Here is a 13,617-nt window from a genome sequence, read left to right as displayed (position 1 = left end):
GTCATGCTGGTCCGGCCGCGCGGCCGGTGCAAGCCACGCCGCCGCGCCCCGAATGGCAGAGGCAGGAGACATTCCGATGAGCGCTGGCGAGCTGCATACGATCCAGGATGGCGGCCTTTCCGCCACGATCTCCACCGACGGCGCCGAGCTGCACTCCATCCGCACCGCGGGTGGACGGGAGCTGCTCTGGCAGGCCGGTCCGGAATGGCCGCGCCACGCACCCGTGCTGTTCCCGATCGTCGGCAGGCTGGCCGGCGACCGGCTGCTGCACGACGGAGCCGCCACGAGAATGACCCAGCATGGCTTCGCGCGAGACCGTGCCTTCACCTTCATCGAGCGCGACCGCTCCGAGTGCCGGCTGGTGCTGGAGGATGACGAGCAGAGCCGGGCGATCTATCCGTTCGGCTTCCGTCTCGAGATTGCCTACGGCATCGACGGGTCGACCCTGACAGTCAGCTACCACCTGGCCAATCCCGGCCATGACGTGCTCCCCGCCTCGCTCGGCGCGCATCCGGCCTTCGCCTGGCCGCTCGAGCCTGGCCTTGCCGCCGACGCCCACGAGATCCTGTTCGACAGCGAGGAGCCGGCGCCGATCCGACGCGTCACCGGGGGATTGCTGCGGCCCGACGTAGAACCGAGCCCGGTGCGCGGCCGCCGGCTGGAGCTGACGCCGTCGCTGTTCACCGATGACGCGGTCATCCTGGACGAGCCCGTCAGTCGCGGCCTCCGCTACGGCATCCCGGACGGTCCGGCGCTGCGCATCGGCTGGACCAATTTCAGCCAGCTCGGCATCTGGTCGAAACCGGTGGGCGACGGCACCGCGCCGTTCCTCTGCATCGAGCCCTGGAACGGCCTGGCCAGCCCGCAGGACTTCGAGGGCGAGTTCATGGACAAGCCGCACCTGATGATGATCCCGCCCGGCGGCAGCATCGGCGCCGCCTGGACGGTGACCCCGGAGCGGATCGCATGATGCGGCACGCCACTTCCTGGTGCGCCACTTCTTGGTGCGCCAGGCCAAGCGGAAGCGGCTGACCGGCATCGAGGTGGCGGCGGACCGCGGGTCCTGCCCTGGCACACGGCTTGCCAAACATTCGTCATGACCCGACATGCAACAGGAGCTTCGCCATGACCTACCGCCCGATCGATCGCTGGACCCTCGGCGAGCCGATCGCCTACGGCGACGACGGCGGTCGCTTCGTCGCCAACCTGAACTACGCGCTCTACATCGCCGGCTTCTTCACCGGCGTCACCGCGGTGATCGGGGTCGTACTCGCCTATGCCCGGCGCGGCCGCGCTTCCGCCCTCGCGCGCTCGCACCTGGACTGGCAGATCCGCATCTTCTGGCATTGCATCCTGGCCGGGATCGCGATCTTCGTCCTGCATGGGCTGGTCATCGGTTTCGGGGCGCTGACATTCGGTATCGGGCTGGTGTTCCTTGTGATCCCCTGGGCAATCGGGGTCTGGTGGCTGGCCTGGACCATCTGGGCCATCGTGAAAGGACTGCAGCGGCTCAGCCGCGGCCTGCCGATCCGCTAGGCCGGAGCCGCACCGCCGCCCGGCCGGCTTGCCAACGTGCGATTTTCGCAAGAAAGATGCCGCGCGGCCGATCACCGGCCGGACAATCAGAGCCCCAGATCGGGGCCGCGCGCGGGGACGGGCCATGAGGACGACGAGATCGGTGCTGCGACATGCGGCGGCCTGCCTGCTGACCGGAACCCTCGCGGCACCGGCGCTGGCGCAGAGCTACCACTGGCCCGACAAGATCCCGCCCGAGGCCACCGAGCTGCTCAAGCCGCTGCCGCTGACCGAGCATGGCCAGCCGGTGCCGGGGTATCCGGACGGCCCAATCGCGGTGACGCCGGACGCCCTCACCTTCACCCCGGACGACCTCGCCAAGCTCAAGGCCGGCCACTTCACCGCCGGGATCTGCCTGCACACCATGGACGCCGGCTGGCCGAAGCTGCAGGAGCAGGGCATCTCGAACACCCTGCGCGACCTCGGCATCAGGGTGGTCGGCGTGACCGACGCCAAGTTCCAGCCCGGCCGGCAGATCTCCGATTTGGAGCAGATGACCGCGCGCAAGCCGGATGTGATCTTCTCGATCCCGATCGATCCGCAATCCGAGGCCGCGGCCTACAAGAAGGTGGCGCAGGCCGGGATCAAGCTGGTGTTCATGGACAACGTCCCGGTCGGCATGGCGCCCGGCAAGGACTACGTCTCGGTGACCGCGTCGGACAACCAGAAGAACGCCTACTATGCCGCCAAGGAGCTGTCCGAGAAGATCGGCGGCCAGGGCGAGGTCGGCATCATCACCCTGGTGTACGACTACTACTACTCGGTGGCGGTGCGTAAGACCGGCGCCAAGCAGGCCTTCGCCGAGTATCCCGGCATCAAGCTGGTGGGCATCGGCACCATCACATCGCCAGAGAAGGCCTATGGCGTCGCCACCGCGATGCTGACCGCGCATCCCAACCTCAAGGGCATCTTCGCCGCTTGGGACACCCCGGCCGAGGGCGTCGTCTCCGCCGCCAAGACGCTCGGCCGCAGCATCGTGGTCACCACCAACGACATCGCCGACGACAGCGCGCTGTACGTTGCGCGCGGCGACTTCTACGCCGTCGGCGCCCAGCGTCCGTATGACCAGGGCGTTGCCGAGGCGAAGTCGGCGGCGCTGGCGCTGCTCGGCCACAAGGTGCCGCCGTTCGTCGCGGTGCCGACCCTGCGGGTGAAGAAGATCGATCTGCTCAGCGCGCTCAAGGAGGTCACCAAGCAGGAACCGCCGGCATCGGTGGTCAAGGTCTGCAACGGCAACTGCTTCTGAGGACCCCATCCTGAAGGTATCAGGCAGCGTGACCGAGGCCGGACTGTCCGTCGCCAACCCGCCCGTCGCCGCCCCGCTGGTTTCGATGCGCGGCATCTCGAAGTCGTTCGGCGAGAACCGGGTGCTGCGTGACATCGATTTCGAGGTCGCTGCCGGCGAGGTGCACGCCCTGCTGGGCGAGAACGGCGCCGGCAAGTCGACGCTGATGAAGATCCTGATGGGAGTGTACGCGCCGGATGCCGGCAGCATCACCCTCGATGGCGAGAACATCGTCGGCACCTCGGTGCAGGATCATCGCGCGCACGGCATCTCGATGATCTTCCAGGAGCTCAGCCTGCTGCCGAACCTCACGGTCGGGCAGAACATCCTGCTCGGGCGCGAACCACGCCTGCCGGGCTGGCGCATCGACCATCGCCGCCTGGCCGGCAACGCCCAGGAGATCATCGACCATTACGGATTCCCGCTGCGTGCCGGGCGAGAAGTCCGCGATCTCGGCTTCGCGCAGCGCCAGATGGTCGAGGTGCTGAAGGCGGTCTCGCAGGGCGCGCGCGTGCTGGTGATGGACGAGCCGACCTCTTCGCTGAGCCTGCGCGAGGAGGAGCGGCTGTTCTCGATCATGGACGAGCTCAAGGCGCGCGGCATGGGGCTGATCTATATCAGCCACCGCATGGCGGAGATCTTCCGCCTCGCCAACCGGCTGAGCATCGTCAAGGACGGCCGCCTGATTGGTCCGCTGGTGCCTGCCGCAACCTCGATCGCCGAGGTCTCCCAGCTGATGTCCAAGACCACTGCCTCCGCATTGCCGGCAGTGACGGCGTTGCCCGATGCCGCGCCGGTCCCGCGCACGGAGACCGGCCTTGCGCTGCAGGTCACCGGCCTCGGCACCGCGACCAAGCTGCGCGACATCAACTTCACCATCGGCCGCGGTGAGATCGTCGGCCTTGCCGGGCTGGTCGCCTCGGGCCGCTCCACCCTGGCGAAGGCCTTGTTCGGCTTGATCCCGGACGCGACCGGCGAGGTCGTGGTGACAGGCCGTCCGCTCCGGCTCGGCGATGCGGCGCGTGCGGTCGCCGCCGGCATCGGCTTCGTGCCGGAGGATCGCCGGCTGGAGGGGCTGGTACTGGACCACTCGCTCGCCGCCAACGTGGCACTGCCCAATCTCGGCCGGCTGCTGGGCCGCTTCGGGTTGCCTTACGTCTCGGACAGCCGGATCGCGCAGCTGTTCGAGAGCTATCGCTCCCAGCTCGGCATCGTCGCCCGCGCTTCCAGCCAGCGCGTCGGCGAGCTCAGCGGTGGCAACCAGCAGAAGATCGTGTTCGCCAAGTGGCTGGCGACCAAGCCCGGCCTGCTGATCCTGGACGAGCCCACCAACGGCGTCGACGTCAACGCCAAGGCGGACATGCGGGCGCTGATGCGCGCGGTGGCGGCCAGCGGGGTCGGCGTGCTGCTGATCTCCTCGGAGCTCGACGAGATCACCGGCGCCGCCGACCGCATCCTGACCCTGGTGGACGGACGCATCACCCGCGAACTGCACCAGGTGCGCGACGAGGCCGAGTTGCGCGGCATCCTGCAGGCCGACGTCGCGGCTCGCGTCGAGGCCGGGGCCGACACCAAGGAGATCATGGCGTGAGCCTGCCGAACACGCTGCCTGGAGCGGCCGGGAGCGCCGACCGCCCCGACACCATCGCCAGGCGCGCCTGGACGTTGCTGATGCAGCGCCCGACCTACCTGATCTTCGCCGCCGTCACGCTGTTCTTCGTCGTTTTCGCGCCGAACTTCGCCACCGTGTCGACGGCGGAGGCGATCCTGCGCATCACCGCGCTGGTGTCGATCATCGCCGTCGGCATGACCTTCGTGATCATCTGCGCCGAAATCGACCTGTCGGTCGGCTCGGTGGCGAGCTGGGCCAGCATGGTGGTGGGACTGCTGCTGGAGCGCAACGTGCCGACGATCGTGGCCGTGCTGGCGGTGCTGGCGATGGGCGCGTTCATCGGCTTCATCAACGGCATCCTGGTCACCAAGCTGCGCATCCCGTCGTTCCTGGTGACGCTCGGCATGCTGAGCGTGTTCTCGGGCCTGGCGCTGACCGTCACCGATACCGAGCCGGTGCCGATCGTCGACGACCGGTTCAGCAACCTGTTCTGGAACGCGAGCTATGTCGGCCTGCCGGTGCCGATCTGGTGGACCCTGCTGCTGGTGGCGGTCGGCTTCTACCTGCTGTCGATGACGGTCTTCGGACGCCAGGTCTATGCGGTCGGCGGCAACCTGGTGGCCGCGCGCTTCTCCGGCATCAAGACAGATCGCATCAAGATCGCGTCCTTCATGCTGGTGAGTACGACCGCCGCCCTCGCCGGCATGCTGCTGGCGGCACGCTCGACCGCCGGCAATCCCAGCCTCGGCACCGGCCTGGAACTCGACGTCATTGCCGCGGTGATCATCGGCGGCACCAGCCTGTTCGGCGGCATCGGCGGCATCCTGGGCTCCGTGGTCGGCGCCATCTTCATCGGCATCCTGGGCTTCGGTCTGCTGGTGATGGGGCTGTCGACCAGCATCCAGGAGGTGATCAAGGGGGCGATCATCATCCTGGCGGTTGCGCTCAACCGGCGCTGAGGAAGGTCAGGGACCGGCCCCGGGCTGGCAGGGCCGCGTCCCGGGAGCCCGGGACCCCGATCCTCAGGCGTGTCCTCGTACGAACGCCAGGCTGCGCCGGGCGCCGTCCACCGGGTCGGGCCAGAGGTCGAGCTCGTTGGTGATCCAGCCGCGATAGCCGATCTGCTTCAGCGTCTGCAGCACGGCGGCGTTGTCGCAATCGCCTTCGTCCACCGGGGTGAAGGTGAACGGCTCGCGCCGCCAGCCCTTGAGATGGATGTAGGAAATGCGGTCCGCGTGCTCGCGCACCATCTCGGCCGGGATGCCGCCGGCGGCCGCGAGATGCGCGGTGTCGGGGCAGAACCCGATCCCGGTCATGGCGAGGATGCGCCGCACCGCCTCGGGTCCCTCGACGATGGTCGACAGATGCGGGTGATAATGCGCGCGCAGGCCGCAGGTGCGCGCGATCGTCACGACGCGGTCGAGGCCGCGTGCAAGCGATTCGAAATCGCCGTGGCGCAGCCCGGACACCCGCGTGGCGCCGCCGCCGACCACCAGATGCTCGCCGCCCAGCGCCTGCGCCGCGCGGGCCGCGCGCGCAATGCGGTCCAGCTCCTCGTCCAGGATGTCCCCGAAGATGAAGTTGGCGCCGCCGTAGACGGCAACCAGCTGCAGCCCGGTTTCCTCCAGGGTGGCGCGCAGGGCGGCATGATCGTCGGCCTCCCCGTCCAGGATGTTGCCGTCGAAGAACTCGATGCCCGCGTAGCCGGCCGCGGCGATCTCGCGCGCCGCGAGCGCCATGTCGCCGAAGGTGCGGTAGGTGAGCTGCGCGATGGAGGTAACTCCCACCGCGTTGCCGCCGAGCGGCCCCCAGCAGTTGGCGTGGTAGGCGTAGCGCCACTCGTTCATGCCGTCGCCCTCGCCGCCGTCCGGGTGGCCGCCCCGAACCGTCCGCGCTGCCGCACGATGTGCTCGGCGACGCGCCAGGCGTTGGCCATGATCGTGAGTGTCGGATTGGCCCCGGTCGCGGTCGGGAACGACGAGCCGTCGACCGCGAACAGGTTGTCCACCTCGTGCGACTGGCACCAGCGGTTGAGCACCGAGGTGGCCGGATCGCCGCCCATGCGGGCAGTGCCGTGCTGGTGCGAGCAGTTGCCGGTCACCCGGTCGGCATAGACCCTGGTCACGCTGGAGGCGCGGGCGGCCTCGAGGATCTCCGCGCTGCGGTCGATCAGGTAGCGGCCCTGGTCGAGGTCGTTGCGGTGCGGCCGAAGCGTCACCCGCGCCACCGGCAGCCCCCAGGCATCCACCACCGCGTCGTCGAGATCGATGCGGTTGTCGTGCTGCGGCATGTCGTGCAGCACCATGGCGACCGCCATCGAGTGGTTGAACGCCTCGCGGTCGATCCGCTTGGCCTCGGCACCCCAGGCGGGCGCACCGGGAAGGCGCCAGTTGATCGGCAGCGGAATGCCCACTCCGGCGGCCGCGATATGGCCGCCGCCGACGAAGCCGCGTCGCGCGTCGTGACCGTAGAACTGGAAGCTCGACGCGCTGACATAGCCGCCGCCGGCCCAGGCATAGACCGGGTCGTCGAACACGCCGACCGCGGCGCTGTATTCGTGGAAGGTGACGTTGCGCCCGACCAGGTCACTGCCGTTGGCAAGGCCATCCGGAAACCGGCCGGACTTCGACAGCAGCAGCAGCCGCGCCGTCTCCACGGCGCCGCAGGCCAGCAGGAAGACATCCGCCTCCTGCTCGAACAGGTTACCCTCGGCATCCTCGTAGAGGGCGCTTTTCACCCGGCCCGCGCCGTCCAGGGTCAGCTCGCGCACGATGCAGTCCGGACGCAGGTCGTAGCGCCCGGAGGCGACCGCGTCGGGGATGAACACGTTCAGCGCGCTGGAGCGGGTGCCGGTAGGGTCGCCATGCTGCTGCGCGAAGGCGCTGATGACGGTCGCCGGGCGAACCCCGAAGGGCTCCGAAAGCGCCGCCTGAGGCGTCGGGAAGGAGTTCCAGCCAAGCTCGGCACAGCCCGCGTGGAACTTGGCGGCATAGCGCGACATCGGCATCGGCCGGCACGGATAGCCCCGGCTGCGCGGCCCCTCGAACCGGTTCGCGCCGGCAAGGCCCGAGACGCCGAACGCCCATTCGACGCGGTCGTAGTACGGCTCGAGCTCGTCGTAGCTGATCGGCCAGTCCGCCAGCGTCGTCCCCGGCAACGCGCCGGCGACGCTGCGCAGGCGGAAATCGTCCGGCGTGAAACGTGGCAGCCAGCCCTGCCAGTGCACCGTGCCGCCGCCGACCATCTGCGGCACCGGACAGAACAGCTCGCGTCTAGCCGGCTCGCTCGCCGAGGTGCGGGCGGTGCGCGGGTTCAGCAGCGGGTCGGGCCAGAGGTTGTACCGGTTGATGTTGGCAAGCTCGTCGCCGCCGAAGCTCTCCCGCCTGCGCCAGGGCCCACGTTCGAGTGCGACCACGCGCACCCCGGCCTCTGTCAGCACCTTGGCGGCGGTGGCGCCGGACGCTCCGGCACCGATGATGCAGACTTCGGCCCGCTCTGGCCTGCCTGCACGTGGTCCGCTGCTACGAGTTCCGACCGTCGACGCCACGATGCGCCTCCCGCTTCTCGGGCGACGGGTCCGTGTGCCCGTCGGCAAACCAGTCGAGGGTGGAGTAGCGGCCGGCATGCACCTCGGCGAGCGAGGCCGGCCCGGGGAAGCCGATGACGCGCCAACCTACATGGTCGCGGTTGCCGCCATAGATCGGGTCTGCGTAGAAGCCCTGCCGCGTATGCGCGACCAGAAGCGCAAAGAAGTCGAGATCGACCTCGGTACTGGTCTGCTGCAGCGCGGGGCCCGAGGCGGACGGGCCACCGATCGCATACGCAGGCGACAGCGTGCTGTCCGGCAGGCCATCCCGGCGCTCAACGGCGCGCAGGACCTCGTCCTGCTGCCCGGGCTCGAGGTCCGCGAAGACGCCGCCATGCGATCGCCGGCTGCGCGCATCGAGACCGGCGATGCCCTCGACATACTTCGCGCGCATGGTCTCGATGCGGCTGCGCCAGGCCTGCTCGCTGCGTCCGGTCAGAGTCTCGAAGCCGCTGCCGTCGGGCCGCGCATAGACGAACCCGGTGCCCGAGAGGTAGCGCTCCAGGAAATCGATGGTGCCCGCCTCGGCGGCGCCCGGGGTGGCGTCGGAGGGGATGATCCGCGCCATCGCCGCGGCGACCGTCCGGCGCTGCGCCGGCGTGAAGAATGTGCCGGTGGCTGTTGCGTTCATCACGGCATCAGGCTCGATCATGCTCCGCCGCAATGCAAGGGGCAGCCCGAAGGCCTGTGCGGAGTTGCACCTTGGATCTGCAGGACCCGGGGGCTCGAACATGGCGCGTATCTTCATCACCGGATCATCGGATGGCCTGGGACTTCTGGCCGCGCGGCTGCTGATCGAGCAGGGCCATGCCGTAGTCCTGCACGCCCGGAACGAGGCGCGCAGCCGGGACGCCATCGCGGCGCTTCCCAGGGCCGAAGCCGTCGTCACAGGTGATTTCTCCAGCATCGGCCAGGTCCGCGACGTCGCCGCCCAGGTCAATGCCCTCGGCGCCTTCGACGCGGTGATCCACAATGCCGCGGTCGGCTTCCGGGAGCGCCGGCGCATCGAGACCGAGGACGGGCTGGCGCATGTGTTCGCCGTCAACACGCTGGCGCCCTACCTGCTGACGGCGCTGATCCACAGGCCCCGGCGCCTGGTGTATGTCAGCTCGGAGCTGCATCGTCGCGGCGATGCGAGCCTTGCCGACCTGAACTGGGAGACGCGGCCATGGCGCGGCAACCAGGCCTACTCCGACACCAAGCTGCACGACGTGCTGCTGGCCAACGCCGTCGGCCGGCGCTGGCCGGAGGTGCGCAGCAACGCGCTGGAACCCGGCTGGGTGGCGACGAAGATGGGCGGATCGCATGCCACCGGCGACCTGGACGCGGCCCCGCGGACCCAGGCCTGGCTGGCAGCCGGCGGTGAGCCCGGGACGGAGGTGTCCGGCGGGTATTTCTTCCATATGCAGCCGCGCAAGCCGAGCGGCGCGGTGCACGATCCGGTGCGACAGGACATGCTGCTGGCTGCCTGCGCGCGCCTCAGCGGCGTGACGCTTCCCGGGGCCTAGGAGGCCCCGGGGCCCGAGGGTCTCTCACGCACCGAATGCCGCGGGGCGCCTGTTCCGATGCCACCCGTCTGCCAGGGAACACTCAGGCGACCTTGTCCGCCATGCTGGCCCGGCGTGCACCCATCGGCTTCTCGGCGCCGTGGGTTGAATCGCGGGCGGTCTGGTGCTCCATCTCGGCGTTCAGCTCGGCACCCGACAGCACCACGATCGACGAGATCCAGATCCAGGTCATGAAGCCGACCGCGGCGCCGAGCGAGCCATAGGTCTTGTTGTAGTTGCCGAAATGCTCGACGTAGTACGAGAACAGCAACGAGACCAGCAGCCAGACGACGGTGGCAAGCGCGCTGCCCCAGCTCACCCAGCGCCACCGCGCCGGGCGGCGGCTCGGGCCGTAGCGGTAGACGCAGGCCAGCAGCAAGGCGAGCATCACCAGCAGGATCGGCCAACGTGCCAGCTTGAGCAGGATCGCCGTGGTCTGCTGCAGGCCGACGAAGTTCAGCGCCGCGGGCAATGCCACGATGCCGGCGATCACCAGGATGAGGAACACCAGGGCGCCGATCGTGAAGCCCAGCGTGATGAGGGTGCGCCTGATGAAGCTGCGCTCCTCCTTCTCGTCGTAGACCACGTTCAGCGCGTCGAAGAGGCCCTTGATGCCGGCATTGGCGCTCCAGAGCGAGGTCGCGAGCCCGAGGATGACGCCGAACCCGAGCGCCTTGGGTGGTCCCGAGGTCAGCGACTTGAGCTGGTCGCTGATGATCTGCACGCCTCCGCCCGGCACGAAGCCGGAGACTGCGCTGAGGTTCTCCGAGATCGTGTGCGGATCGGCGACCAGGCCATAGAGCGAGACCAGCGCCGCCATCGCCGGGAACAGCGCCAGCAGGGTGTAGAAGGTGACCGACGCCGCCTCGTCCATCACCCGGTCCTCGCCGATCTGCTGGAAGGTCCGCTTGGCGATCTCGAGCCAGCCGCGCGGCGGGATCTCGGTGGGACTGTCGGCGCCGCGGCCTGGGTGCGCTTCGCTCTCGTCCGGTCGACCGGCAGCCTGCCGCGCATCCGGTCGCCCGTCACCTGGTTGATGGGCTACCCGTTCGACCGGCCCGGGAGCAGCCAGCACCTCCGGGCGGCGCGAACCCCAGCGTCCGCGAGCCGCCAGTGCCGCAAGGGCCGCGGTCAGCGCAGTCAGCAGCGTGATGGCAACGTGGCGCAGCGTCGGACGGATGCTCGCAGGCATGGTGTTCCCTTGTTCGGTCGATCGCGTCATCGAACGATGAGCATCCGAGGGGTCCGGTGGTTCCTTTCCGAAATCAGGTCTCCTCGCATGCCGCCTGCGCCCGCTCCAGCAGCGCCCGGGCAAGATCGACCGGGTTACTGAGCGTGAAGTTGTTGCCGAAGGAACCGTTCCTGCCGGCGTTGATGATGCCGGCGGTCGAATAGTAATAGTCGACGCTGGCACCGTTGATGCAATCGAGGATCAGCTGGTTCGACCAGACCATCGGACCGGAGTTCAGGACGACGCAGCGTGGCCGTCGACTGAAGATGCCGGTATGGAAGGCTGATCCGATGAAGCCATAGACGACGGCGCGATCACGCCAGAGCTGCACCTGCTCTGCGATTGACAACTCCTCCGGGCATACGACGTCCGCTCCGAGGCGGACCAACTCGTCGACCACCTCACCTTCGTTGACCACCCGTGACACGCCCCGTTGCACCTTGTGCTTCGACAGATAAAGCGGACGCCGACTTGGTTTTGAGGGCAGGTTCAAGGTGAGGATGTCGCCGATGCGGTTGCAGAGGCGTGCGTAGGCGAGGTGGCCCAGGTTGTTCTCCTCGAAACTCGGCGCCGTGACCGTGATGCGCTTGAAGCGGGCGCCAGCGGGAAAACGCATGAGGTGATGGGAACCCAAACCCAGGGCGGAGAAAATATCCGCAAGGAACGGGATCCGGAACAATTCCTCGGGGGACCGGTCACCGCAATAGACCAGGCGGGTGGTGTCATCGATAACCGCGCGCATGTTCCAGAGCCGGGGCAACCCGCTCAGCAGGAAATGTCCATAGTGCCATTCGTGCAGCGAGCCGGCATAGATGTAGGAGAAGTCGCCGGGAGCTGGATCAAGGGGTTCGGGTATGCGCTGAAGAACGCCCTGGGCAGTATGCGGCCCCAGCAGGCCGAGATACGTGACACCTTCCGCTACGGCGCGACCGTTGCTGTGGAACAGGTGTGTCTCGCCAGGGGCGCCGGGATAGAAGCTGATGTCGAGGGCTTGGCGGCTCGATGGATCTTCGACAACCAGGAGATGGCCACCGTGGACGCTTTCGCACTTCGCCAGCATGACTATGTCTTGTTCCTGTCTTCGCTAGCTCGGCTTCCAGGCATGGCAATCGAACCAGGTGCGTGACATCCGCGGACGGGCCTCGGTCCAGGCTGCCTTGAAGTCCTCGAGATCTGTCCAGATCCCGTCAGCGAACAGGTCCAGCCCGAACGGGCCGCTTGCATGCGTGAAATCCGCGAACGCCAGCGCCTTGCCCTCGAGTTGTCGAGGTGGCAGCTGCAGGCCGCCCGCCGGTTTTTGGTCGACCAGCCGGAAGCGGCGATAACCGGCCTCGAACAGCATCTCCACCGGCTGGAGCAGGTGGCACTCGACGGAAATGAACTCGGGGACACCGCCCTGCGCAAGGAAGCCGGTCAGGAAGGCCTGCTCGTTTCCCTCGATGTCGATCTTGAGATAGCGCGGAATGCCCGCCTGGGCGGTCAGGGTGCGCCAGTCGATCGTCGTGACCGCATGGCGCGCATAATCGTCGGTGACTTCGGCACGCTTGGCGATCCCGGAAATGCCCTGATGGACGCGATGGACAAAGATCTCGAGCGATGCTCCAAAATGCTCGCCGGCGGCGAAGTTCAACAACAGGAGCGCGCCGGTGGCGATACTGGCGGCGAACCTGTCGCGCAGGGCCCGACATTGCTCCGGATCCGCCTCGACCGCGATGACCCGGAAGCCTTTCGCCAGGTAATAGGCGGTATCGTTTCCCTCCGACACGCCGATGTCGATGATCAGTCCCTGGTAGCTGTCGTCTGACATGACTGTCTCCTTGCGGAACGGCCGCGCCGGCGGAACATGGCGGCCCGGGACGGCGATGCGGGCGAGTTGCGCATGCAGCGCAGGCAGAAGCCGCAGGGGTGCGCGATCCTCGACCTGGTTGACGTCGTAGCCGCGCCACAGGTTGGACCCCTGAGGCAGATCGGGCCGCTTGCGCAGGCGGGCGAGGAAATCTTCCATGCTCCGGCACTGGAAGTGCATCAGCTTGGCAACCGACCAGTCTGGCGATGAACTCATGATGCCGGGTTGCCTGGCCCAGGTGAACCGGTTGTGGCTCGCGTCGCGATAGCGATCGAGCGCGATGTCGAAGGCGTGCATGTTCAGCCAGTGCGGCCCGACCGAATTCGGTCGCACGATGCTTTTCACGTGCCGGTTGATCGGCTGCTGCATGTCGCCGTGCCAGGTATAGGCCTCGACCGGCGGCAGCTGCGGTTTCAGGGCGTGGTTGCTGCTGCCATAGTTGCACCAGTTGATGGCAATCCCGTCGGCGTCGTCGAAGCGGTCGAGAAAACCTGCGAGATCGAGGCCGGCGGAAAACGAGACATATTCGTCCGCATCGAAGAAGGCGATCCACTCGAACTCGTCCGCGTAGAGCTGGAGCGCGATGCGGTAGGCCATCTGCTGCCGCAGGTTGAAGAATATCTCCCTCGAGCCGGGGGTGCGACACAGCCTGATATCCTGCACCCCTGCGGCATGCTCGAGGATTTCCCAGGTCCCATCGGTGGAGTCGTCGTCGAAGACGATGCAGGTGTCGAAGCGATGGATATGATGCCAGGCCAGCCAGCACGCGATGTCGGCAGCCTCATCCTTGACGACGAGGACGACGGCACATCGCTTTCTGCTCATGGCGCCGATGCGGGGAAGCCTGACACAGGACGATCCTAGAACGCCGCAAGTCGCAGAGCTTTATCGTGCAACGACCAAGTCATCCTGCCACCGTGACGGATCGAGCGTCA

At 67.9% G+C, this 13,617-nt stretch carries 12 protein-coding genes; 6 read left to right on the top strand and 6 right to left on the bottom strand.

Going from position 1 to position 13,617, the window contains the following annotated elements:
* Window positions 1-76: 76 nt before the first annotated feature.
* The 5 genes from FE263_RS19350 to FE263_RS19330 all read left to right on the top strand — a co-directional run bounded on the left by FE263_RS19350 (window position 77) and on the right by FE263_RS19330 (window position 5,431).
* On the top strand, window positions 77-970 hold the full coding sequence (locus tag FE263_RS19350; protein WP_138327677.1) for an aldose 1-epimerase family protein: 894 nt from the start codon (window positions 77-79) through the stop codon (window positions 968-970).
* Window positions 971-1,125: 155 nt separating this feature from the next.
* Window positions 1,126-1,536: a DUF4870 family protein gene (locus tag FE263_RS19345; protein ID WP_138327676.1), complete on the top strand. Its 411-nt coding sequence runs from the start codon at window positions 1,126-1,128 to the stop codon at window positions 1,534-1,536.
* A gap of 124 nt (window positions 1,537-1,660) precedes the next feature.
* Complete coding sequence (locus FE263_RS19340; protein ID WP_138327675.1) at window positions 1,661-2,821, top strand: substrate-binding domain-containing protein; 1,161 nt, start codon at window positions 1,661-1,663, stop codon at window positions 2,819-2,821.
* 28 nt (window positions 2,822-2,849) lie between these two features.
* Window positions 2,850-4,451, top strand: coding sequence for a sugar ABC transporter ATP-binding protein (locus FE263_RS19335; protein WP_138327674.1), 1,602 nt, complete (start codon window positions 2,850-2,852; stop codon window positions 4,449-4,451).
* Window positions 4,448-5,431, top strand: a complete 984-nt coding sequence (locus FE263_RS19330) for an ABC transporter permease (RefSeq protein WP_138327673.1) — start codon at window positions 4,448-4,450, stop codon at window positions 5,429-5,431. Before FE263_RS19335 ends, FE263_RS19330 begins: the two co-directional genes overlap by 4 nt.
* Before the next feature lie 63 nt (window positions 5,432-5,494).
* On the opposite strand, the gene FE263_RS19325 is transcribed toward FE263_RS19330, so the two are convergent.
* Genes FE263_RS19325 through FE263_RS19315 form a run of 3 tightly spaced genes read right to left on the bottom strand, consistent with a single transcriptional unit; the run spans window position 5,495 to window position 8,689 of the window.
* A complete protein-coding gene (locus tag FE263_RS19325; RefSeq protein ID WP_138327672.1) occupies window positions 5,495-6,319 on the bottom strand; it encodes a sugar phosphate isomerase/epimerase family protein in 825 nt (274 codons plus the stop codon).
* Window positions 6,316-8,019: a GMC family oxidoreductase gene (locus FE263_RS19320; RefSeq protein WP_205880461.1), complete on the bottom strand. Its 1,704-nt coding sequence runs from the start codon at window positions 8,017-8,019 to the stop codon at window positions 6,316-6,318. Before FE263_RS19320 ends, FE263_RS19325 begins: the two co-directional genes overlap by 4 nt.
* Window positions 7,994-8,689: a gluconate 2-dehydrogenase subunit 3 family protein gene (locus FE263_RS19315; protein WP_171034227.1), complete on the bottom strand. Its 696-nt coding sequence runs from the start codon at window positions 8,687-8,689 to the stop codon at window positions 7,994-7,996. Before FE263_RS19315 ends, FE263_RS19320 begins: the two co-directional genes overlap by 26 nt.
* Before the next feature lie 100 nt (window positions 8,690-8,789).
* On the opposite strand from FE263_RS19315, the gene FE263_RS19310 reads away from it, so the two are divergent.
* Window positions 8,790-9,566 carry an SDR family NAD(P)-dependent oxidoreductase gene (locus tag FE263_RS19310; RefSeq protein WP_138327669.1) on the top strand — a complete coding sequence of 259 codons (777 nt, stop codon included), beginning with the start codon at window positions 8,790-8,792 and terminating at the stop codon, window positions 9,564-9,566.
* An 82-nt stretch (window positions 9,567-9,648) separates the two neighbouring features.
* Here FE263_RS19310 and FE263_RS19305 read toward each other — a convergent pair whose 3' ends face one another.
* The 3 genes from FE263_RS19305 to FE263_RS19295 form a co-directional block, all read right to left on the bottom strand.
* Entirely contained in the window at window positions 9,649-10,797 is a 1,149-nt protein-coding gene (locus FE263_RS19305; protein ID WP_205880460.1) for a YihY/virulence factor BrkB family protein, read from the bottom strand.
* A gap of 73 nt (window positions 10,798-10,870) precedes the next feature.
* A complete protein-coding gene (locus FE263_RS19300) occupies window positions 10,871-11,896 on the bottom strand; it encodes a glycosyltransferase family 61 protein (protein ID WP_138327667.1) in 1,026 nt (341 codons plus the stop codon).
* A 24-nt stretch (window positions 11,897-11,920) separates the two neighbouring features.
* A complete protein-coding gene (locus FE263_RS19295) occupies window positions 11,921-13,507 on the bottom strand; it encodes an FkbM family methyltransferase (RefSeq protein WP_138327666.1) in 1,587 nt (528 codons plus the stop codon).
* Window positions 13,508-13,617: the final 110 nt, after the last annotated feature.

The organism is Lichenicoccus roseus, from assembly GCF_005844085.1.
Taxonomy (GTDB): domain Bacteria; phylum Pseudomonadota; class Alphaproteobacteria; order Acetobacterales; family Acetobacteraceae; genus Lichenicoccus; species Lichenicoccus roseus.
This window is presented reverse-complemented; position numbering and strand designations above follow the sequence as displayed.